The 22486-nt window shown below is 45.2% G+C and carries 17 protein-coding genes and 3 pseudogenes; 10 read left to right on the forward strand and 10 right to left on the reverse strand.

Features of this window, described 5'->3' with window-relative positions; genetic code table 11:
* Window position 1 precedes the first annotated feature (1 nt).
* From PQQ36_RS02355 to PQQ36_RS02400, 10 genes are all read left to right on the forward strand, one after another.
* Entirely contained in the window at window positions 2-1417 is a 1416-nt protein-coding gene (locus tag PQQ36_RS02355) for a leukocidin family pore-forming toxin (protein WP_011152263.1), read from the forward strand.
* 442 nt (window positions 1418-1859) lie between these two features.
* Window positions 1860-3236 (forward strand): glycerol-3-phosphate transporter, encoded by a 1377-nt coding sequence (glpT, locus tag PQQ36_RS02360; protein ID WP_011081362.1) that lies wholly within the window; start codon window positions 1860-1862, stop codon window positions 3234-3236.
* Between the two features lie 250 nt (window positions 3237-3486).
* On the forward strand, window positions 3487-4545 hold the full coding sequence (gene glpQ / locus PQQ36_RS02365; RefSeq protein ID WP_011152264.1) for a glycerophosphodiester phosphodiesterase: 1059 nt from the start codon (window positions 3487-3489) through the stop codon (window positions 4543-4545).
* Window positions 4546-4813: 268 nt separating this feature from the next.
* Complete coding sequence (locus PQQ36_RS02370; RefSeq protein ID WP_015727999.1) at window positions 4814-6199, forward strand: TldD/PmbA family protein; 1386 nt, start codon at window positions 4814-4816, stop codon at window positions 6197-6199.
* Window positions 6199-7542 (forward strand): TldD/PmbA family protein, encoded by a 1344-nt coding sequence (locus PQQ36_RS02375; protein WP_015728000.1) that lies wholly within the window; start codon window positions 6199-6201, stop codon window positions 7540-7542. The genes PQQ36_RS02370 and PQQ36_RS02375 overlap by 1 nt, the downstream gene beginning before the upstream one ends.
* Before the next feature lie 239 nt (window positions 7543-7781).
* Window positions 7782-8336, forward strand: a complete 555-nt coding sequence (locus tag PQQ36_RS02380; protein WP_011152267.1) for a type II secretion system protein — start codon at window positions 7782-7784, stop codon at window positions 8334-8336.
* Between the two features lie 345 nt (window positions 8337-8681).
* A complete protein-coding gene (dcuC, locus tag PQQ36_RS02385) occupies window positions 8682-10049 on the forward strand; it encodes an anaerobic C4-dicarboxylate transporter DcuC (RefSeq protein WP_015728001.1) in 1368 nt (455 codons plus the stop codon).
* Between the two features lie 205 nt (window positions 10050-10254).
* Entirely contained in the window at window positions 10255-10845 is a 591-nt protein-coding gene (locus PQQ36_RS02390) for a LemA family protein (RefSeq protein ID WP_011081368.1), read from the forward strand.
* A complete protein-coding gene (locus PQQ36_RS02395) occupies window positions 10845-12698 on the forward strand; it encodes a M48 family metallopeptidase (protein ID WP_015728002.1) in 1854 nt (617 codons plus the stop codon). The genes PQQ36_RS02390 and PQQ36_RS02395 overlap by 1 nt, the downstream gene beginning before the upstream one ends.
* Before the next feature lie 344 nt (window positions 12699-13042).
* Complete coding sequence (locus tag PQQ36_RS02400) at window positions 13043-14407, forward strand: endonuclease/exonuclease/phosphatase family protein (protein WP_015728003.1); 1365 nt, start codon at window positions 13043-13045, stop codon at window positions 14405-14407.
* A gap of 658 nt (window positions 14408-15065) precedes the next feature.
* On the opposite strand, the pseudogene PQQ36_RS02405 reads toward PQQ36_RS02400, so the two are convergent.
* The 10 genes and pseudogenes from PQQ36_RS02405 to PQQ36_RS02450 all read right to left on the reverse strand — a co-directional run.
* Window positions 15066-15632: pseudogene (locus PQQ36_RS02405) on the reverse strand (RHS repeat-associated core domain-containing protein); the annotation flags it as partial.
* A 149-nt stretch (window positions 15633-15781) separates the two neighbouring features.
* Complete coding sequence (locus PQQ36_RS02410; RefSeq protein WP_072614785.1) at window positions 15782-16117, reverse strand: hypothetical protein; 336 nt, start codon at window positions 16115-16117, stop codon at window positions 15782-15784.
* A gap of 17 nt (window positions 16118-16134) precedes the next feature.
* Window positions 16135-16803, reverse strand: a complete 669-nt coding sequence (locus PQQ36_RS02415) for a GAD-like domain-containing protein (protein ID WP_061058067.1) — start codon at window positions 16801-16803, stop codon at window positions 16135-16137.
* Window positions 16804-16809: 6 nt separating this feature from the next.
* On the reverse strand, window positions 16810-17634 hold the full coding sequence (locus tag PQQ36_RS02420) for a polymorphic toxin type 15 domain-containing protein (RefSeq protein ID WP_307796336.1): 825 nt from the start codon (window positions 17632-17634) through the stop codon (window positions 16810-16812).
* Window positions 17635-17688: 54 nt separating this feature from the next.
* Window positions 17689-18234: pseudogene (locus tag PQQ36_RS02425) on the reverse strand (RHS repeat domain-containing protein); the annotation flags it as partial.
* Window positions 18235-18665: 431 nt separating this feature from the next.
* Complete coding sequence (locus tag PQQ36_RS02430) at window positions 18666-19334, reverse strand: GAD-like domain-containing protein (RefSeq protein WP_045598015.1); 669 nt, start codon at window positions 19332-19334, stop codon at window positions 18666-18668.
* 11 nt (window positions 19335-19345) lie between these two features.
* A complete protein-coding gene (locus tag PQQ36_RS02435; protein WP_337249688.1) occupies window positions 19346-20188 on the reverse strand; it encodes a polymorphic toxin type 15 domain-containing protein in 843 nt (280 codons plus the stop codon).
* A 54-nt stretch (window positions 20189-20242) separates the two neighbouring features.
* Window positions 20243-20638: pseudogene (locus PQQ36_RS02440) on the reverse strand (RHS repeat-associated core domain-containing protein); the annotation flags it as partial.
* A 61-nt stretch (window positions 20639-20699) separates the two neighbouring features.
* A complete protein-coding gene (locus PQQ36_RS02445; RefSeq protein ID WP_206629801.1) occupies window positions 20700-21200 on the reverse strand; it encodes a hypothetical protein in 501 nt (166 codons plus the stop codon).
* A gap of 18 nt (window positions 21201-21218) precedes the next feature.
* Window positions 21219-21971, reverse strand: a complete 753-nt coding sequence (locus PQQ36_RS02450) for an Imm49 family immunity protein (RefSeq protein ID WP_072603821.1) — start codon at window positions 21969-21971, stop codon at window positions 21219-21221.
* Between the last annotated feature and the right edge of the window lie 515 nt (window positions 21972-22486).

The following is a 22486-nucleotide window of genomic DNA, read 5'->3' on the forward strand; positions in this document are numbered from 1 at the left end:
GATGAAAAAAATGACTCTGTTTACCCTTTCTCTTTTAGCTACCGCGGTACAGGTTGGCGCACAAGAATATGTGCCGATTGTTGAGAAACCTATTTACATCACCAGCTCAAAGATTAAGTGTGTGTTGCACACAAGCGGTGATTTCAACGCCACACGAGACTGGTGTAATGCGGGTGCTTCCATCGATGTTCGCGTCAATGTGGCACAAATGCGCTCGGTACAATCGGCAACGTCAGATGGTTTTACTCCTGACGCCAAAATTGTCCGTTTCACCGTCGATGCCGACAAGCCTGGCACGGGTATTCATTTGGTTAACGAGCTACAGCAAGATCACAGCTGGTTCCAGAGTTGGGCAAACCGCCGCACTTACATTGGTCCATTCGCCAGCAGTTACGACCTTTGGGTGAAACCCGTTTCTGGTTACACACCGAAAAAAGCCCGTGACCTACCGCAGAATGAGAACAAAAACTACCAACACCGCGATACTTACGGTTACTCCATCGGTATTAACGGCAAAGTAGGTGCGGAAGTGAACAAAGACGGCCCGAAAGTGGGTGGCGAAGTCAGTGGCTCATTTACCTACAACTACTCGAAGACCTTGGTGTTTGATACAAAAGACTATCGCATCAACAACCGTTCATCATTGAGTGATTTTGATATTTCATTCGAGCGTGAATTTGGGGAATGTGATGAACTGCGCCGCCAAGAGCTTGGATGCTATTTCACCGCCGCTCACTGGGGCAGTGGCTGGGTATTTGATAAGACGAAGTTCAACCCTATCTCTTATTCCAACTTCAAACCGAACTATGACGTTTTGTACGAAGCGCCCGTGTCTGAAACTGGCGTAACGGATTTTGAGATGGGCGTGAAACTCAACTATCGTGCACGCTTTGGTACCGTTCTTCCTTCAGCGCTGTTTTCGGTTTACGGCTCTGCGGGCTCGTCAACCAACAGCAGTACTGTGAAACAACGTATTCGCATCGACTGGAATCATCCACTGTTTGAAGCGGAAGCACACGTTACACTGCAGTCATTGAGCAACAACGATCTCTGCCTAGATGTTTATGGTGAGAACGGTGACAAAACGGTTGCGGGTGGTTCGGTTAACGGCTGGAGCTGTCACGGCAGTTGGAACCAAGTTTGGGGCCTAGATAAAGAAGAACGTTATCGTAGCCGAGTGGCATCCGATCGTTGTTTGACCGTAAACGCTGACAAAACGCTCACAGTCGAACAGTGTGGTGCGAACTTAGCACAGAAATGGTATTGGGAAGGCGATAAGCTCATTAGCCGCTATGTTGATGGCAGTAATACTCGCTACCTTCTAAATATTGTTGGTGGTCGTAATGTTCAAGTAACCCCTGAAAATGAAGCAAATCAGGCGCGTTGGAAACCCACATTACAACAAGTCAAACTCTAGGCTCTGTTGCCTTAGCGATAACCAAACGCTCCCCGTATATTAGGGAGCGTTTTTCTTTATTCGCCATCTATTCGTCATCGACTTTCCTTCATTTTATCCCGATCTACGTGATTGAGTTTGTTTTCTTCTCTACGGTCTAGCCAGTGACCTTTTGCTTTCGTTTGCTCATTTATCGTTCGATTTGTCTCTTTTTTGGATTTTCGAACTTTGTTGAAAGTGAGATCAGCAATCCATAACCTCAAGTTAATACTCTATTTTGTAAATTAATTAATTGAAATGTAACATTTCTCACAGAAATTACTTTCATAGAATACGAAAATTCCCACGCTTTCGAACGAAACCGTTTGCTCGTTCGCACACTAACGAAATGAGTTCCTGATTACCCTACACCTTACTTCGGGCTCCTTTCGATACCATCGCAAAATACAATAAGAGGCTTTCCATGTTTGGTATATTCAAACCTAAGGCGCATATCGATCGCGTTTCCAGCGACTCGCTCGACAGCACCTACTCACGTCTACGCTGGCAATTGTTCATCGGTATTTTCGTCGGCTACGCTGGCTACTACCTTGTCCGTAAGAACTTTAGTTTGGCGATGCCCTACCTGATTGAGCAAGGCTTTAGCCGTGGCGATCTTGGTGTGGCTTTGGCCGCCGTCTCCATTGCTTATGGTCTGTCTAAGTTTCTAATGGGCAGCGTCTCTGACCGTTCTGATCCTCGCTATTTCTTAAGTGCGGGTTTGGTGATGTCTTCCTTGGTCATGTTCTGCTTCGGCTTTATGCCATGGGCAACTGGCAGCATCACGGCAATGTTTATCTTGCTGTTCCTCAACGGATGGTTCCAAGGTATGGGTTGGCCTGCGTGTGGGCGCACCATGGTGCACTGGTGGTCACGTAAAGAGCGTGGTGAGATCGTTTCAGTGTGGAACGTGGCACACAACGTCGGTGGTGGCTTGATTGGTCCTATCTTCCTATTTGGTTTGTGGATGTTTAATGATGACTGGCGCACTGCGTTTTATGTGCCGGCATTTTTCGCCATGATCGTCGCAGTATTCATCTGGCTCACCGTGCGTGATACTCCACAATCCTGTGGCCTACCGCCAATTGAAGAGTACAAAAACGACTACCCAGATGATTACAACACGTCTCATGAAACAGAGATGACCGCAAAAGAAATTTTCTTTAAGTATGTATTTTCAAACAAACTTTTGTGGTCGATAGCTATTGCTAATGCTTTCGTTTATTTGATTCGTTACGGTGTATTGGACTGGGCGCCAGTGTACTTAAAAGAAGCGAAAGAGTTCACGGTAGATAAATCATCTTGGGCTTACTTCCTATACGAATGGGCGGGTATTCCAGGCACGCTATTGTGTGGTTGGATTTCAGATAAACTGTTCAAAGGCCGCCGCGCACCAGCTGGCATCCTATTTATGTTCCTTGTCACTCTGGCGGTTCTTGTTTACTGGTTTAACCCAGCGGGCAACCCAGGTATTGATATGGCGGCGCTGGTAGCAATCGGCTTCCTGATCTACGGTCCTGTCATGCTTATCGGCCTTTATGCGCTTGAGCTTGCTCCGAAGAAAGCGGCAGGTACAGCAGCAGGTTTGACTGGTCTATTTGGTTACCTAGGGGGTGCCGTGGCAGCCAACGCGGTATTAGGTTACACCGTAGACCATTTCGGCTGGGATGGCGGCTTCATTATTCTGGTTGGTTCTTGTATCACTTCTATCGTTTGTTTGACTTACGCATTGCTGGGTGAAAAAGCCCATCATGATGCCAAACAAAAAGAGAAGGAAAAAGAACAAGAAGCCATCGCGTAACTGAACTTCCTCAGGCCCATCTTTTTGCTTAGTCGAACTGATGGGCCATTTTTTATGTCCAGACTACTCGGAGTGGCAGGCAGACGGAAAGTGAGTGACACCCACGAGCGAAAGCGAACCAAAACCTCAACCGCTTCTAGTAGAAAAGAAATAAGCGCGAGTGTCATGGAGCATTCATATTCCTCCGTCACCATAAGCGCCTCTGATATATACCCAACCAAAATATCGCTATCAGAACAAGGAACTCATCATGAAACTTACCCCTCTTTTTCTTTCCCTTGCTGGCCTGTTAACCACTTCTGCTTTTGCCGAACCTCTTGTTATTGCTCACCGTGGTGCTTCGGGCTATTTGCCTGAGCACACACTGGAAGCGAAAACCTTGGCTTATGCCATGAAGCCTGACTACATCGAGCAAGATGTTGTCATGACCAAAGACGACCAATTGGTTGTTTTGCACGACCACTACCTGGATCGCGTGACCGATGTTGCTGAGAAATTCCCCAATCGCGCACGTGCTGACGGCCGCTACTACGCCATCGACTTCACTTTGGCTGAAATCAAAACCTTGAAAGTGACCGAAGGCTTCAACATCGATGATAAAGGCAACAAAGTGCAGGGCTACCCAACTCGCTTCCCTATGTGGAAGTCTGATTTCACTGTCCCGACACTGGCCGAAGAAATTGAGCTGATTCAAGGCTTAAACAAAACCCTAGGCTATAACATCGGCATTTATCCTGAGATCAAAGCACCTTGGTTCCATCGTCACGAAGGTAAAGACATCAGTAAAGCGGTTCTTAATACGTTGAAAGCGTATGGCTATACCGATAAGAACAGTAAAGTCTATTTGCAGTGTTTCGATCCGATTGAACTAAAACGCATTAACGATGAGTTGATGCCAGCGATGAAAATGGACCTAAAATTGGTTCAGCTCATGGCCTACACAGACTGGAACGAAACCATGGTGTATAAGGGCAACCAAGCATCACCTTATGACTACGATTGGATGTTTAAACCCGGTGCGATGCAAGAAGTCGCGAAATACGCGGAAGGAATTGGCCCTTGGAAACCGATGCTGGTCGATGACAAATCCACGAAAGAGAACATCATTGTGTTACCACTCATGAATGAAGCCAAACAAGCAGGGCTAGCGGTTCATCCCTACACCTTCCGTGCCGATCCTGGTCGGATTGCCCCTTATGCGACCGATTTCGAGGGTATGCTCGACGTCTTTTACAACCAAGTCAAAGTGGATGGATTGTTCACCGATTTTCCGGATAAAGCGGTTGCTTTCCTAGAAAAGCAGCAGTAATTCCCCTACAGTCTATAATGACTTAATCCTTTAAGGCTGGCATTTTGCCAGCCTTTATCTTTTTAGGACGCTGTTTTGCCGAGCTTTTTTCTTACTAATCGTCACTTTATGGCGTAAGATCCAGATCGCATTAGAGTAAAACACTTAGCTTCAGGACAAAAATACTTTAATAAAATGTTAAGATTCTCTGGCAGATTGACTACGCTGAAGTCAAAACATTATTTGCTCCGGAGAAATGACATTCCGGATAATCTAGCAAGGAGATTTCATGCTTAACCCCGTTACCGCGAAAGCGGTTATTGATCATGCCCTATTTCTAGGGGCCGACTTTGCAGAGTTGTTTGTCGAACATCATCAGACAAACAGCATTCAATTCAACTCTCAGGAAGTCGACAAAATAAACTCTGGTATCGATTTTGGTATTGGTATCCGACTCTTCTTCGGCCATAAAGTCCTGTATGGTTTTACCAACAGCACCGAAGAAAGTGAGTTGAAACGCGTGACTAGCCTCCTCGCGGCAAAAGACAAGCGCGATCAAATCGTTCAAGCTGGCTCATTGAATCTCATTCGATATCCCGTACAACACGTCTCACATCAGCCACTCAGCAAAGACCCGTATTTGGATTCAAAAATTGCCTTCTTGCATCAAGCGGATCTTGCCGCTCGAGCACAAAGTGACAAGATTACGCAGTTCATGGGCTCAGTGTTACAACGTGAGCAGCAAATTGAGATCTTTAACTCAGAAGGTTTGCATATCGGTGATACACGACACTATACCCGTGTTGCAACAAACGCTGTAGCCCAAGATGGCAGCGAGCAAAGCGTTGGTATGGAAGGCCCTGGCGCATTAATGGGCTGGGAATTTAGCCAGCAATTGGACGCCAAAGCACTAGGACAAGAAGTGGCAGAACAAGCACTGGTGAAGTTGAATGCCGATGTCTGCCCTTCTGGTGAAATGCCCGTCGTGATTGGCAACGGTTTTGGTGGCGTTATTTTCCATGAAGCCTGTGGTCACTTACTAGAAACCACCTCTGTTGCCAAAAAAGCGTCTGTTTTCCATGACAAAATGGGCGAAATGATCGCACATTCTGCTGTGAGCGCCGTCGACGATGGCACCATGACCAACGAATGGGGCTCGATTCATATTGACGATGAAGGCATGGAGACTCAACGCACTCAGCTTATTAAAGATGGCAAGCTTACCAGCTTCATGGTCGACAAAATGGGTGGCCTAAAAACCGGTTACGCGCCAACGGGCTCAGGCCGACGCCAAAACTATAAATTCGCACCAACCTCTCGCATGAGAAATACCTTTATTGAAGAAGGTGATAGTACTTTCGATGAGATGATCTCAAGCATTGAGAAAGGCATTTACGCGAAAAAGTTGGGCGGTGGTTCGGTTCAACCCGGTACAGGTGAATTTAACTTCGCCGTACGTGAAGCGTACCTCATAGAAAATGGAAAAATCACTAAACCATTAAAAACCGCGACCCTCATTAGCACCGGGCCCAAAGTTCTCAAAGAGATCAGCATGGTAGGTAAAGACATGGCTCTTGCACCTGGTATGTGTGGTTCGGTCAGTGGCTCAGTTCCGACCACCGTCGGCCAGCCCTCGTTGAAAGTGGATAAGATTCTCGTTGGAGGTGGTAACTAATGAGTCAGAAACAAACACTGCTTAACGCCATCGATCATCTTTTGGCGGAAACCCAAAAGCGTGGCGCACAAGCGGACATCATCGCGCAAGCCAATGACAACTTTTCGCTCAAAGCCAACAAAGGCCAGCTAGATGAATACAAAGTCAGTACTTCACAGGTTATCGGTATTCGGGTGGTCAAAGATGACCGTGTAGCAACCAGTTACTCTGAGTCTCTCGCAACAGAAAGCCTCGACATGATGCTTAATAATGCGTTAGAAAGTGCCAAATACGCCAAGATTGACCCTCACCAAAAAATCAGCGTGGTCGGCAATCAAATCATCAGCGACTACGCGGAGCTTAATCAAGAGTGTGATGCCACAGTCGATGACAAAATCGCTTTGAGCTTGCGCTTGGAGCAAGGTGTCGTAAGCCGCCCACACGCAACAAGCTCGCCGTACAACGGCTACAGCGATAACCGCTCGCAGATTTTGATTGCAAACAGCCAAGGGACACTTTGCGAGCAGGCGGAACGTTATCACTCGGCTTACGCCTACACGCTGTTTGAAAAAGAGGGCAAGCAATCTATGGCGGGGGCGATGAGCATTGGCCGACGTTATATCGATCTCGATCCCGAGTATTGCATTGAAGCAGGTTACCAACTCGCCAAAGATCTGCTCGATGGCGAAGCGGTGGCGACGGATAACTATGCGGTCATTTTCGACATTGATGCCCTAAGCGAATTGTTTGGCGCATTTTCAGCTTGTTTTTCTGCCTCTGTGGCGATGAAAGGCTTGAGCCCTCTGCGCGATAAGGTTGGCAGCGTGATCGCCAGTCCACTTATTTCTTTCTCCAGTAAAGCCTATGTAGAAGGCGGGTTCCGTATCCATAGCTTTGACAGCGAAGGTTTTGCCGCGCGTGATTTGGTATTGATCGGCGATGGTGAACTCAACTCTCTGCTGCACAACAGTCAAACGGCCTCTTTCTTTGGTGTTGAAAACACTGGGCATGCATCACGTGGACCAAAAGAAGGCTTGGAAATTTCAGCACACCATAAAGTGATTAACGCTGGCACAAGTAGCTTCTCAGAAGTCACTGCTGGCGAGTATCTCGAGCTTGTTGAGCTGCAAGGAGTACACTCTGGCGCAGATTTTATCAGTGGCGATTTCTCATTTGGCGCAAGCGGATTCCTTTGTCGAGACGGCCAAAGAATCCAACCCGTACGTGGCATTACGGTCGCAGGTAATTTCTATCAAATGTTGAAAGAGGTTGATGCGTTAGGGTCGGTACTTGAATCCAACGACGGCGGCTCGTTCTTCGCACCAAAGGTACGTTTCTCTCGCTTGAGCATAGGCGGGAAATAGCGCGAAACACGCCATTATTGTCGACCTCGCACTTTCCTAGTGTGGTCATTTGAATTCACGGAGGGGTTTCCCTCCGTTTTCGTTTCTGCTCATCTCCACTTGTCATCAAAACAATACACTTGCAAATACTCAACTTAGAGTTTCAACTCTATTTTTATTTCTATCAGAGGAATATAATCGCTCCGCCGTTCGCTTTGAGCTTGTTTGAAGCGACATTTTATCTGAGTAGTGGAGTACGGATGAAAAAACACGCGGGTTTCACTCTGATCGAATTGGTGGTCGTCATCGTCATATTGGGCATACTCGCCGTGACTGTGGCACCAAGATTCTTAAACCTTCAAGACGATGCCAAAGTGGCACGGCTAGAAGGCATGCGAGGCGCCATCGCTGCTGGTTTGGCAATGGGATACGGCAAAATGGCCATGGCGGGTTTAGAGCATTATCGTTTCATCTCGAACAGTGCAACTGACCCAGATGTCACACCGCCAACCCCAAAAACCAGCTTACCTTTTACGGATTGCCAGATTGGTGGCTCTGAGCATTGTACATTTCTATATGGTTATCCTGATGCCGATGACACTGGCTTAACCATTGTGGTCGCGAATCTCAAAGGGGAAGGCTCGGACTGGCAAGTACTTCGCCACCCTTATGACGAGAACAATCCTAAACCACGAGAAGTGGTGGTGGCTGTACGTGGTGATGCCAATGCCAGCATGACACAATGTGGCGTTCGCTATGCGCCACCGACAACAGCAAATGCACAATACGAACTGGAAGTCCTACCCTGCCCTTAACGCTCGGCAGTTTCAGCCGTTGTTGATGATATTTAAGGCCAAATGACAGAGTTACCTCATTTGGCCTTATTTTTAACTCTTGTGCCGATCTTTGCGCCCGTATTGATGTAAATCGAACAAGTTTGATATTTATCATATATTGCACGCATCACTTTCACCAACATATAACACCATTTAAACCACCAATATACATGACATCTCTCTATTGAGTTTTATTAAAGCAAAATTTGCTTTAGATCATTCAAAGCTCAACTAGCCCTCGTGCTACAGAACGCTTTTCTGTACATTCATTGACACATATTGAAACAGTTCTTCCTCATTTTTTAATATTTCATGGAGATTTCTATGCTAGAGCTCTTAATTGGACTGGTAGTGACCGTTGCGGTTGGTTACTTCATTGTCAAGGGTTACAAAGCGGCAGGTGTGCTACTGACCGCGGGTGTTCTTCTACTGATCCTAACAGGCGTTCTTGGCCACACTGTCTTGCCTGCCAAAATCACCTCAACAGGTAACATGATCACAGACTCATTAGAGTACGTGAAGTTTATGCTGCAAAATCGGGGTGGCGGTTTAGGGATGCAGATCATGTTGCTTTGCGGTTTCGCCGCTTACATGACACATATCGGCGCGAATAATGTCGTTGTAAAACAGTTTTCTAAACCTCTTTCCGTCATTAAATCGCCTTACGTTTTGTTGGTAGCCGCCTATATTGTTGCGTGCTTAATGTCTCTTGCCGTGAGCTCTGCAACTGGTCTGGGTGTGCTTTTGATGGCAACCCTTTTCCCAATGATGACTGCAATGGGGATTTCTCGCCCGGCGGCAGCGGCCGTGTGTGCGTCACCCGCCGCGATCATTTTGTCCCCGACTTCTGGTGACGTTGTTATTGCTGCGGAAAAATCAGGCCTCGCTTTGGATGTCTTTGCAGTTCAAACCGTTTTGCCTGTCTCCATTTGTGCAATCATTGTCATGTCGGTCGCCGCTTTCTTCTGGAACAAATACCTTGATAAGAAAGACAACACCCCAATGGAAAAGATCGATGTTTCGGAAATCAAAGCCGATGCACCTGCATTCTATGCGCTGCTTCCATTCCTACCGATCATTGGTGTTTTCTTATTTAATGGCCGCACCATTCCTGGATTAAGCCTCGATATCTATACCATTGTTGTACTGTCGATCTTTATCGGTGCTTTGGTTCACTACGTGGTGAACAAGTTTGATGGTAAGAAATCACTTGAAGATCTCGATGCGTGTTACGACGGCATGGCAGATGCCTTCAAAGGCGTTGTGATGTTATTAGTTGCCGCTGGCGTATTTGCCCAAGGCCTTATGTCGATCGGCGCGATTGACAACCTTCTTCATCTTGCAGAAACCGCAGGTGCAGGTGGTATCGCGCTCATGCTGATTTTGACTGGTCTTACGGTTGCAGCCGCTATCGCAACGGGATCGGGTAATGCCCCTTTCTACGCGTTTGTGGAGCTCGCCCCATCTCTGGCCGCAAAAATGGGACTGAATCCAGCATTCTTGATTATTCCAATGTTGCAAGCCTCTAACCTTGGTCGCACCATTTCTCCTGTTTCTGGCGTGGTAGTGGCTACCTCTGGTATGGCACACATCAGCCCATTTGAAGTAGTAAAACGCACCTCTGTTCCTGTGCTAGCGGGCTTGATTACCGTCATCCTTGGCACAATGATATTGGTACCAATGAGCGCCTAATCGCCTCATATTCTTCATCCTACCTCTGTTTTCTTCAAGGCCAAGCTCTACTGCTTGGCCTTTTTCATGTTGGGAAAATATCGACTTATTCATAGAAATAAATGTGCAATCAGTCGCGGTTGCAATACGGTATAAGATTCGAAATTTGCCTTTCATGTCAATTAGTTATATAAAAAAACCAAAGCATAGACAAATAGGATTTATCATGACTACATTCATCGTTTTTATTGTTCTCACATTGCTGATCGTTGTATACGCGATCAGCATCTACAACAAGTTAGTGACTTTGCGAAACCGTTTTAAAAACAGCTTCGCCCAAATCGAAGTGCAGCTCAAACGACGTTATGACCTTATCCCGAATCTCGTAAACACCGCTAAAGGGTATATGGAACACGAGAAAGAGACATTTGAACGTGTGATTCAAGCTCGTAACCAAGCACTTTCAGGTTTAAAAGCGGCGAGCGCTGCGCCAGACAGCGACTCTGCGATCAGCTTACTCAGCCAAGCGGAAGGGGTATTACAAAATGCACTAAGCAAACTCAATGTCGTGGTGGAAGCCTATCCAGAACTGAAAGCGAATGAAACCATGGCCCAGCTCCAAGAAGAGCTCACCAGCACCGAAAATAAAGTCGCCTTTGCTCGCCAAGCTTTTAACGACTCCGTCACCAGTTACAACACATACAAACAAACCTTCCCCCCTGTGCTATTTGCAAATATGTTTGGTTTCCTTGATGGAAAACTCCTTGAGTTTGCCGACAGTGAAGCGATTCAAGAAGCGCCTAAGGTGACCTTCTAATGGATTTCTTTCAGCATCAAGATGTCGCTCGGCAGCGCACTGGGCTGTTGGTTTTTCTGTTTATCTTTGCCGTGCTCACCATCACTGCTTTGGTGAGTACTCTGTCGATCGCGATCTATTTGGGGGTAACAGAAGCCCCTTTCGATCCGCACACTGCGGTAAGCTACAGTCTCATTTGCTTTGCCGGTGTCGCTTTTGTCATCGCTATGAGCTCCTTAATTCGCCTCTCAGATCTCAAATCCAATGGGGGGCGTGGTGTCGCCGAGAGTATGGGTGGGAAACTCATTTCAACCGACACCACGAGTAGCAAACATCGTCAACTTTTGAACGTCGTTGAAGAGATGGCGATTGCCGCAGGTGTTCCTGTGCCGCCGGTTTATTTGATGGAACACGAACGGGGAATCAATGCCTTCGCTGCTGGAATGAGCATTGATGACGCCGTAATTGGTATCACTCAGGGTGCACTAGACAGCTTTAGCCGAGATGAACTGCAAGGGGTCATCGCTCATGAGTTTAGTCATATATTAAACGGTGACATGCGCCTGAATACACGTCTAATCGGCATATTGTTTGGCATCACTTGTATCGCGCACTTTGGTCATCTGGTTCTCGACAACATGCCTCGCTCAAGCCGGGTATCACGTAGTTCATCCGATTCAGACAAAGGCTTTGCCATCATTTTTATGATTGCACTGGTCTGCTTGGTTTTAGGTTGGCTTGGCACTCTGTTTGGCTCAATGATCAAAGCGGCGATTTCAAGGCAACGTGAGTTTCTTGCAGATGCCAGTGCCGTGCAATTCACTCGTAATGATCAAGGGATCGCTGGTGCACTAAAAAAAATTGGCGGCTATTCGTATGGCTCAACACTCGATGCTCGTTCCACGAGTGAATTTAGCCATATGATGTTTGGGCAAGCCCAACTTTCTGGACTGTCGGGATTTTTTGCAACTCACCCACCTCTAGAAGAAAGAATTCGACGTATTGAACCTCAGTGGGACGGCAGTTTTAAAAGGGCATCATCGCAACAGGCCCCAGCCTTTGACAGCCAAATGTCGAGTGGATTTTCGTCTCAACAACATTCGCAATACGTAGAAGAAGTGCCATCTTCTGATCAACTCAGCGAAATTGGTCAACAACTCATTGGTCAATTGCCCCAACCGTTGATCGACATTGCTCGTGAACCCTACAGCGCACGTTTTATTGCCTTCGCTTTAATTCATGATGGAAGTGACCGTCAAAGAGAGATGATAAAATGCCATGTACCGCCAGCCTCTCAGCCTCAACTGCTCCCTTGGTTGGATCATGACATTCCCGCTCATTTGCGCTTACCGCTTCTTGAGCTTTCAATTCCTGCCCTGAAAGCGCTCAGTGAAGGACAAAGAGCGCGATTCTGCCAAGTATTGCGTGACCTTGCCCTCGTGGATGATCACTACTCACTCGCAGAGTGGTGCGTCGTCAATTTGTTGGAGAAGCAGCTCCTAACCTCCTTTGGTAAAGCGCCTCAACGTAAATCAATCAAGCAACTCCAAGAGAGTGTGGTGTGGTTGCTCAGAGAATTAGCGTGGGTGTGCCACACCGATCCAATGAGTGCGCAAAGCGCTTATAATCAATCACTTGCACTATTAGGGCTAGCATCACACCCTCTTGAACCCGCCCATCATAACTGGAAGTTAAGCCGTGCTGCGTTAGAGTTACTCTTGCAACTCAAGATTGCAGATAGAAGAGCATTTGTTAAGGCATGCCGATTAGCCATTGAGTCCGACGGTCAAGTTAGCGTCGCTGAAGGCGAGTTATATCGAGTCATTGCGTGCTTTCTTGAAGTTCCGGTCCCACCGTTAACCATGTCATCTTAGGCCCTTCATTAAAAGAGGATGCTCATGAGCATCCTCTTTTAATACTCGAGATAACCCCTTATCCTCCTAATGCATCCTGTATTCACGCTATCGCGTTGCTCATAGTTCAGACTCAAGATGCAGTTTGTCATCCAAGCCCCCCCCAACGTTCTAACAACGATAAAACCTCTTCCACTATTTGGATATAACCTTTTGCTGTTGAAAGTGATGCATTTATTTGCAGCAATCACACAAATTATGTATTCAACTGCAAACTTGAAAATCTTTATGTGACACACATCGCTTACAGAACTTATTGATAACCTTAGTATTTGCCCGAAATCACAATAAGGTATAACAGAAGAATGAAACACTCTAAAACGACCCTCGCTTTCCTCATTAGCACTGCATTACTTGGAGGCTGTAGCAACGATACCGATTACATTGATGTGCATCCTAAAGAGGTAAAAATTGCCACTTTTAATCTCTCGTTTGATAGAAACACCTTTAAAGATCTCGTGGATGAAATGCAAGTAGCGCCAGAACAGCAACATCTGTTAGTCACATCCTACTTAGATGGCAGCATCGCAGAACAAGATAAAGTGAGAGCAGAAAAAGTCATCCAAATCCGAAATGTTGCTGCAATCATCCAAAAAAATCGACCTGATGTATTGCTAATGGCTGAATACAACAATGATGGCACTGGTGAAAATAAAGCAGCACTGGTGGGCTTTCAAAACAACTATCTTTCTGTGGCCCAAAGCATTGATGGCGCTGGTGGTAACGCAAATTTAGAGCCGATTGAATATCCCTATGCCGAATCGTACTCAACGAATACTGGCTTAGTCAGCCCCTTCGACCTAGACAATAATGGTACTGCTGGCCAACTTCCCGGCGACGCATGGGGCTTTGGCTTCTATCATGGCCAATACGCCTTTGCCTTAATGTCGAAGTATAAAATTGATACAGATAACACAAGAACATTCCAAACGTTTAAGTGGAAAGATATGGAAGGCGCTCAGATACCAACGATTACCATTTGCGACGGTTCTCAGAAAATTCCAGATGGCATGCAATGTGGTGATGCTTGGTACACGACAGAAGAGTGGCAAGAAGTCCGTCTGTCATCGAAAAACCACGTTGATGCTCCAATCATCATTCCAACCGAAAAAGGGGATGAAGTGGTTCACCTACTAATGTCTCACCCGACGCCACCTGTGTTTGATCCAGGCAAGAACAAGGCACAAAATGGTGCCGAAGTGCAGTTCTGGCATCACTATATCCAAGGCAAAGCATACTTCTACGACGATTCTGGGAAAACAGGCGGTCTCGCAACAGGCGCTAAATTCATCATGATGGGAGATCAAAACCTTGATCCCTTAGCCGGCGATGGATTTAGCGACATTATGCAGGCATTACATAATGATCCATTAGTGAACCAGAATGTCATGAACGGTAACCTATACCCAACTAGCTATGGCGCTGCAGAACATGCGGTTGATAGTAAATCCACCCACCCTATTCCAAACCGCATCACATCAACATTTGGTCTTGGCGTTGACTATGTTCTGCCATCTGCCAACTTGAATGTGGTCAATTCAGGAGTGTACTGGGCGGCATCATACGAAGAGGGGCGCAAGCTGTTTAATGACCCGAGAATTGGCAAATTTGGCAATGGTAAAGACGTCTCTTCAGACCACCGAATGATTTGGATTCAAGCTCAGTTCTAATCCAGTTTAAATCTCGATAGTGGCACACTGCACCATCAATGTGAGCCAATAATATGCCAGCGAATACAGCTGGCATTTTTTTATTGTACTTTCACCACTTTCGGTCTTCATAACCATACCCATTTTCCCGATCAAGGCAATGTCGGGGGTATTACGGTCATTGAGAAAGCCTTCTTCCGTGAAGCGCACCTGAAATCGCTCACTACCAACATCACCATATTGTGCGAGTTCTGCTAGCTCAGCATCGCTATACTTGGGCTAACACCCCTTCTCCGCGACTTGCTCTCAGCAATTTTAGCTTCTTCCAGACTGTCAGGAAGAACTGCTTTTTTTGTAACAACTTACCTTACTTGGTTAACTCTCCAAGCACATATGTTTTCATCGATGAGAAATCAGAAAACGTATGTAAACCCTCCCTACTCCCTCTTTCAAAATAATAAACCAGCCAAACGCCTTCCTCCTCGATGACGCATGTTCTTTCATTTTTCTCTAGACCTAGAGAATAGTAATTTTTGGGAACACCTAACTTTACTAACTCCTGATCTAACGAATCCAAACTATTGTTTGTTGTATTCCCAATATTTACCACGGTAAACCTCTTTCAAAATTGGATTATCACCCGAAATTAGGGTCTGAGGACTTCGACGCATGCCTTCTATTGGATTGATTGAATGAGCGCAGAAGACTGCTCTAAATCACCAAATGCGAGTTGCGCTAAGTCAACAACCGCATCAACGGCTGTGTTATAAGCACCTGCCGCCAGCATTTCTGTCGCACCCAACGCATAATCAATGCCGACTTGCTGAACAGCGTCTGGCGCTATGGCATGTAACTGATAAGTCGGGCTGGCTGTTTTCACCGCACTGGCGTAATTGCCTGAACCCATCGCGTAAAACATTGGCTGTTGCGGTTGGGTATCGTTCACGCCGGCGTTTATTGCAGGAGTGTCCTCTTTGGCACATAAGCCATGCGGGTCTACCCACATCACCGGATTGGGAGCGTATTGATAATGGTTTATGCCGCCTAAAAGCCCAATCGGGTCTGGCTGAATAAAACGCCCGGTTCTTGGGTCGTAGTAACGGGCAAGGTTGTAGTGTAGCGCTGTTTCCACATCGTGATATTGCCCTTGAAAACGGAGTGGGTTGCCAACGCACTCCACCTCAATGTGTGCACGTCCGTATGTGTCGTAACGCGCTTGCCAAACAACGGAGCCATTGACAGTAACGCAGAGTACTCATCTCAAAAACTAACTATTTGGGGACTTTTGAGGTTGGATGACAAACGTTAAAGCTAAGCCCGCCAACCGACTTAGCAGACTTTGCGACATTCATGTTGTTTGAGAGTAGAAGTTATTAGATATTAACAAATAAGTCATTATTCGTTGTTCAAGCTTTCGATTTCATCAGCAAGGGCTTGATCCCATACTAAATCAATATTGAAATCGCCAGTCGACTCGAGAGTAAATATTGCTCTGTTCCAGTTATTATCAGGGTTTACGGTCGTTATTTCGTGCAACAGCTCAAAAAGCTTGAATAGACTATAGCCTCCATCAAGATCATTGTTTATCCCATTTTCATTCATGTAGAAAATATCGAATTCGGCAACATCAAGCATGAAAGTTGCGTTAATAATGCAAGATTTCCATTCTTCATCAATTTGTTTAATAACGTGTGAGGCAATATCGCCATAAATATCTTCTAGACTTTTCATTTATCCACCTGGTTTGTTTATATTGCTCTTGAAACGAGGCTAGCCATATCGATTATTTCCATCTCACCCATATCAGCAATCAAGTTTAAATGGTTAAAAATATTACACTTTTCAATGTTGCTTATCTTTTTCTCACCACCTGCAAATAGGAATGGTGCAAAGCCATAGACTTCATTTGCGTTGAGAGCACCATGTTTTTTAAATGTGGCAGGGAACATCCGCTTGCCTTGGTTGTTTTTAATGTCTAGACGATCTGGATCTTGTAACGCTATAAAGTCTTTTATAGTTTGGTTAGCATTTCCTACTTTAATGTCATGTTCACTCCCTTTTTTTGTTCGCATCCAGTTAAGATATGAACTGATCTCTAACGAATGACCGGTTTTTTCCCCATATAATTTTAATCCACCCCAAGCATTACGGGCAATAACGTAATAAACATCTTGCTGCTCAAAGGGCGTATCTTCTAAAAAACGATCAAGAATGTCTTGATATTCAGCAGGGTTAGTCAGCCAAAACAAGCCATCAGCAAAACCACTAAAGCCAAGAATTTTCCAATATTCCAGCAGTTGTTCAGGCAACTTACCGCGATATTTTTCTATGTCTGTTTGACTAGCGGGTATCACTCTAGTTGGTTGGCCAAGTTCGCTTAAGAAAAAAGCTAAATCTTCATCGTTAGTTTCTATCATATTTCTCTACTTTTTATTTAACGGGCAGCGTTCAAGCTGGATGTTTAACTTAGCATCAGCCCCTAGGTTTTTGTATGCTTTTTCTACTTGCTCATCGATTAATTGCACGCGGGTTTTTGCGTCTTTGACACTACCAGCAGGTGCTTTCGCCCATTGTGGCCCTAGAGAACCATTGACATCCTTTCTGCCCATGCGCGAGACTTTATCTGCGCCTCCAGCTATCATATCTGGGTCATGTAATGCAGCTAAATTGGCCATAATGTCAGTAGCTCTTTGCTTGGCTAGTTTTTTAGCTTCCACGCGTGATTTTGTCTTACCGTATGATGCTTCAAGGGATTCTAATAAATCATCTTCGAATTCCATTCTAAAATCACTTTGAGCTGAACCAGTTCCTTTACGCTTTATGTTTCGGTAACGCTCACGGTTTTCTAAGTACTCACCAATGGTTAAATCGTTTAACCCATTTTCTTGATGCTTCAGTTGCCTTGCATAATTCTGTTCAAAGCTTTTTATATTGTCTTTGTTTTTCTTAAGTAATGTATCACTGGGTTTGAAGCATGGCACCTTGAAAGGCTTCATACGAGCTTTTATCGGGTGAACCCCTTTCGGCCCATCCAGTTGTTTGGCAACTGATGTTAGGCTATCACTTCCCTTTGCTACTGTCTCCGTAGCTACATTTAGTGCTTTGTTGCCATATTTTGCCGCTGTCACTCCCTGCCCAACGATTGGCAAGCCAGACAATAAAGACAAGCCACTATTCAAAAAGTCGCCACGTAACGCATACAGCCCGGCATTAATTAAATCCGCTACAATGCCAATTCCAGGAGCCATACCGGCACCATCAAGCGCCAAGTGTATTGCCTCAAGTGCAGCACCTTTGTATTCATCTGGCGCTATGGCATGTAACTGATAAGTCGGGCTAGCGGTTTTCACCGCACTGGCGTAATTGCCTGAGCCCATCGCGTAAAACATTGGCTGTTGCGGCTGGGTATCGTTCACGCCGGGTTTTATTGCAGGAGAGCCCTCTTTGGCACATAAGCCATGCGGATCTACCCACATCACCGGATTGGGAGCATATTGATAATGGTTTATACCGCCTAAAAGCCCAATCGGGTCTGGCTGAATAAAGCGCCCGGTTCTTGGGTCGTAGTAACGGGCAAGATTGTAGTGAAGCCCTGTTTCCACATCGTGATATTGCCCTTGAAAACGGATCGGGTTGACAACGCTCTCCACCTCAATGTGCGCACGTCCGTATGTGTCGTAACGGGCTTGCCAAATAACCGAGCCTTGTTCATCCACCAGAGCCAAAGGTGTACCTATTTGGTCACATTGGTAGAAGTAGCATTGCTCATCTTCCACCAGCATGATTGGCGTGTGACTGTTGGGCAGATAACAATACCAACGCTACTTTCCGTTGTGATACTCGCCAAGTCACTTTGCCACTACGACGCGCTAATGCATCTTTATTGCCCTTGCTTTAACGCCTCTCGTACCTCTTGGGGAGTGGGTGGCGGAAACACAACGCCTCTCTATTCGAGCATGGCGTTCGCCTTATGCATATCTTCACTCAACCTAAAACTTGGACTCCTCAGAGCCAAGTTTTAAAGCTAAGCCTGCCAATATATTTGACAGGCTCAACAACATCCGTGTTGTTAAAGAGCGGAAGATATTGTGCTTTTATGCGCAAAACTGTTCACTTTAGAGGCACTCTCGATATTAATTATCCACTAAGAAAAAAACCGATTCAAAAGCATACATTTTTTCACTAAGTTAAGTAGGTTTATGTTGTTGAATTTGTTATCATTTCTAAATTATTAAAGCGGTATTGAATAATATTCTAGCCACATCGGAGTCTTCTCAATTTATAAGCCAAAGGCTTTTTTACGTAATGCATTCTTGTCCAGAACTTCAATTTGGCCAAATTGAGCTAATAGTGATAAATGAACGAAAATATTCACTTTGTGAATATTTTCTAACTTGGTTTCACCACCAGCAATTAAACTGGGTACAAAGCCAAAAATTTCATCGGATTTTAACGCACCTAAATTTTTCACACATTGTTCAAAGAGGGGATTATCGTCCTCATCATCAATATCATGCAAGTCGATTGTTTGTCCGCCAAAGAACCACTCGATGCGAGAGTTATGCTCTGATCTTGGATCTCCCTCGCGCTCTATAATCCATCCTTTTGAAGTCGAAAGCTTATATTTCTGACCCGTTTCTTCACCCCAAAGAAATAAATCACCAAAGGCATTACGAGCAAATACATGGTAAATGTCATGATCAGGAATATCTGTTGGTGACAACCATTCATCTACTATGTCCTCGAAATCTTCTGGATTTACTATCCAAAAAATTCCATCATGAAAACCACAAAACCCATATTCTCGCCAGTATTCTAGCAAACGCGAAGGAAGTTTACCTTTGTATCTATTAATAATCTCTGTGCTACATGGCACTTGTTCAAACGGAGTTGAAAACTTTTCCAAAAAGTATTCAAAGTCTTCGTCTAATTTAAATGAGGATGTCATTTTTATTTACCTTATTTGCATCGTGTAAGTTCTACATTCATTTGCGCATTTGGACCAAACTCAGTTAAAGCTTTCTCTGCCGCTTCGTCAATACCTGTTATCCTGCCTGCTTTTGACCACTGCAAACCAAGCGACGAGTTTACATTTGTGTTACCCAAACGGTTTATTTTATCATCACCGCCTGCGATCATATCAGGATCGTGGAGTGCTGCTAATTCCTCTAATGTTTTTTCTGTTTCTGTGATCGCAAGCCGTTCAGCTTCCCTTGCTGACTTCCCTTGTTTACGGTAACTCTTTATTAGAGACTCTCGAATTTCCTTGGTGTAATCTTTTCTCGCTGCATTTTGTGCTTTACTGCCACCTGTTAAAATTCGACGCGCTTTCTTGTGACCATGTTCATCAATTAAATCTTTGAGAACTTGCCTATTTTGTAAGTATTTACCAACAGTCATTTTATTAATGCCTGTCTGCTGATCTTTAAGCTGGCGATAGAATTCTTTTTCAAGTTTTGGTTTATTACCTGAAAAGCGTTTAGCTTTGAGTAGATCATCACCCGGCTTAAAACAAGGTGGTTTATGTTTGTTCATTTCTAGGCGTTTAGGCTTAATCCCCGGCAACTCATTCCCTTTCGTTCCATCCAGTTGTTTGGCTGCTGATGTCAGACTATCACTTCCCTTTGCTACTGTCTCCGTAGCTACATTTAGTGCTTTATTGCCATATTTCGCTGCTGTCACTCCCTGCCCAACGATTGGCAAACCAGACAATAAAGACAAGCCACTATTCAAAAAGTCGCCGCGCAGCGCATACAGCCCCGCATTAATTAAATCCGCTACAATGCCAATTCCAGGAGCCATACCGGCACCATCAAGCGCCAAGTGTATTGCCTCAAGTGCAGCACCTTTGTATTCATCTGGCGCTATGGCATGTAACTGATAAGTCGGGCTGGCTGTTTTCACCGCACTGGCGTAATTGCCTGAGCCCATCGCGTAAAACATTGGCTGTTGCGGCTGGGTATCGTTCACTCCGGCTTTTATTGCAGGGGAGTCCTCTTTGGCACATAAACCATGCGGGTCTACCCACATCACCGGATTGGGGGCATATTGATAATGGTTTATGCCGCCTAAAAGCCCAATCGGATCTGGCTGAATAAAGCGCCCGGTTCTTGGGTCGTAGTAACGGGCAAGGTTGTAGTGTAGCCCTGTTTCCACATCGTGATATTGCCCTTGAAAACGGAGCGGGTTGCCAACGCTCTCCACCTCAATGTGCGCACGTCGGTATGTGTCGTAACGCGCTTGCTAAACAATGGTGTGTTGTGTGTCTGTCAGAGCCAAAGTAGAAAGATTGCAGCTAGTCGCAAGTACAAGCCTATTGCTCTATTAATACCACGATACTTTTTCCTTGTTGTGTGGCATCTCTAAAGGTGACGAAGTATTTGTCTCTTACCATTTCGTAAGCATCGAAATTAAGCTTTTCAAGCTCATTTTCTTCTATTTCAGCAATCAGTTGCTGGCCTTCTTCGCTGTCGATATCAAAATCGTATTCTTCTTCCATCACTGTGAATAAATCACGCACCATGTCGGCAGGGAAAAAGCCAAAGGTGCCGCTGGTATCTGCGTCAGGTGGTAACAACTTATGCGGGTAAAAATTAAAGGTGGCGATGAGCAAAAGCCTGCTGTTACCGGCGACGGCGTCCCATGTTTGCAGGGCAGGCTCAAAGCCGCGCATATTGAGTTCAAGGGTTTGCCAGCGAATGCCTTCTTCTTGGGTAATTTCTACTAGCGTTTGATAGATATCTTCGTGAGAGCCTGATGCTGAGGTTGGGTAATCATCTTCATCAACAAGGTATAGGTGAATTAAGCTGCTCATTGTTTGGTTTAAATCCGTTTAATCAATTAAAAATAAAGGCAAGTATAACGAGTTGGTGGTGCAGTGCCAGCCATGTAACTCTTTACCGAGTTTTGCCATCGTGAGAGCGTTTAAGCACATAAAGCCGTCAAGCATATCTTTATAATCACCAAACTTACATTCATCGGTATGCCAAGCAATGGCTTTATCAATACTCTCTTGCCATAACGTTTGGTTGCTCGTGGTCAGTGCTTGGATGGCCTCGATTAAGGAGTAAATGTATTGTTGAACATCTTTGTTTTTGGTGTTTTTAGCCTCAGATAAAGCGTCATCAATGTCACTCAGCTCAAGCGGTTGATGAGTGCCGATTTTGATTAGTAAAAGGTCATACAAATAACACGCGTTGTGCATGATGCTGCTAGGTTTATAGCTATTTGCTAGTTTAGACATTTTGTTAATAATGTCAGCATCGCCAAATATTAAGCAGATATTGAGCTCTTGCTGAATTGTCCAGTCATTATTGTGCGTTCTTAGCTCACTATCGAACCCGCGCAAAAAAGCAAAGGGGGCCGCTTTAATCAGATTGGGTTTGACGTCAGAATAGCTTTCAAGGGCGTAGTTCGCATAGGCGAGTTCAACATAACAAGAGGTTAAATTGAAGACTGCTCTTTTCTTTAATTTTTCCTGACTGTTGGAATCCGTAAATTTTTCTAGGCCTAGTGAAATGTAATTAGGGTTTTTTTCAATGTATTCATTTAACTCACTAAGTTCTATTTTATTCAAATTAAGCATTATATTATTTACTCCTTTGGTAAGGGCTGTAATTTGCCACCGGTAACTTTTCCGTTTTCTTCAACAGCTTCAATAACCAACTTGTTTACCTCAATGTAGTTTTTTTCAGCATCTAACAAGTCATCACCAAGCTGATTTCTTTCAGGGTATTTCTTGGAGTTTTTCATGCGATTGAGGTTATTCTTAATCCATTTGTCAGACATTTGCATACCGTTGGTTTGGGTTTCTTGCAGCTTCGCCCCCGGCCCTTTGGCTTCAACAATAAAGTACTCCAGCACGTTACCGTCATTATCACGTTTCGCCCAAACCTGGTCAACGCCGGGGCCTGGCCCAAATCCCAGTTCCATTTGTGCTGGCGGTGGAGGCTTGGCAAAGTGCTCTTCCATATAGGCACTGGCAGCACGTTCACCTTTTACTTCTGTGAGTCTGGCTTTATAGGCACCAATTTTTCTAGCAGAAGCACCGTTTGCTAGCGCATCATCAAGTTTTTTCTGATACTTAGTTTCGTATTCTGC

Origin of the sequence: Vibrio sp. CCUG 15886 (assembly GCF_028570825.1) — a bacterium.
In the GTDB taxonomy this organism is placed as follows: domain Bacteria; phylum Pseudomonadota; class Gammaproteobacteria; order Enterobacterales; family Vibrionaceae; genus Vibrio; species Vibrio vulnificus_B.

Excerpts from the sequence above, each read along its gene's own strand:
- PQQ36_RS02355 (WP_011152263.1), top strand. The coding sequence starts at position 2 with ATGAAAAAAATGACTCTGTTTACCCTTTCTCTTTTAGCTACCGCGGTA.
- glpT (WP_011081362.1), top strand. The coding sequence starts at position 1,860 with ATGTTTGGTATATTCAAACCTAAGGCGCATATCGATCGCGTTTCCAGC.
- glpQ (WP_011152264.1), top strand. The coding sequence starts at position 3,487 with ATGAAACTTACCCCTCTTTTTCTTTCCCTTGCTGGCCTGTTAACCACT.
- PQQ36_RS02370 (WP_015727999.1), top strand. The coding sequence starts at position 4,814 with ATGCTTAACCCCGTTACCGCGAAAGCGGTTATTGATCATGCCCTATTT.
- PQQ36_RS02375 (WP_015728000.1), top strand. The coding sequence starts at position 6,199 with ATGAGTCAGAAACAAACACTGCTTAACGCCATCGATCATCTTTTGGCG.
- PQQ36_RS02380 (WP_011152267.1), top strand. The coding sequence starts at position 7,782 with ATGAAAAAACACGCGGGTTTCACTCTGATCGAATTGGTGGTCGTCATC.
- dcuC (WP_015728001.1), top strand. The coding sequence starts at position 8,682 with ATGCTAGAGCTCTTAATTGGACTGGTAGTGACCGTTGCGGTTGGTTAC.
- PQQ36_RS02390 (WP_011081368.1), top strand. The coding sequence starts at position 10,255 with ATGACTACATTCATCGTTTTTATTGTTCTCACATTGCTGATCGTTGTA.
- PQQ36_RS02395 (WP_015728002.1), top strand. The coding sequence starts at position 10,845 with ATGGATTTCTTTCAGCATCAAGATGTCGCTCGGCAGCGCACTGGGCTG.
- PQQ36_RS02400 (WP_015728003.1), top strand. The coding sequence starts at position 13,043 with ATGAAACACTCTAAAACGACCCTCGCTTTCCTCATTAGCACTGCATTA.
- PQQ36_RS02410 (WP_072614785.1), bottom strand. The coding sequence starts at position 16,117 with ATGAAAAGTCTAGAAGATATTTATGGCGATATTGCCTCACACGTTATT.
- PQQ36_RS02415 (WP_061058067.1), bottom strand. The coding sequence starts at position 16,803 with ATGATAGAAACTAACGATGAAGATTTAGCTTTTTTCTTAAGCGAACTT.
- PQQ36_RS02420 (WP_307796336.1), bottom strand. The coding sequence starts at position 17,634 with ATGGCTCCTGGAATTGGCATTGTAGCGGATTTAATTAATGCCGGGCTG.
- PQQ36_RS02430 (WP_045598015.1), bottom strand. The coding sequence starts at position 19,334 with ATGACATCCTCATTTAAATTAGACGAAGACTTTGAATACTTTTTGGAA.
- PQQ36_RS02435 (WP_337249688.1), bottom strand. The coding sequence starts at position 20,188 with ATGGCTCCTGGAATTGGCATTGTAGCGGATTTAATTAATGCGGGGCTG.
- PQQ36_RS02445 (WP_206629801.1), bottom strand. The coding sequence starts at position 21,200 with ATGAGCAGCTTAATTCACCTATACCTTGTTGATGAAGATGATTACCCA.
- PQQ36_RS02450 (WP_072603821.1), bottom strand. The coding sequence starts at position 21,971 with ATGCTTAATTTGAATAAAATAGAACTTAGTGAGTTAAATGAATACATT.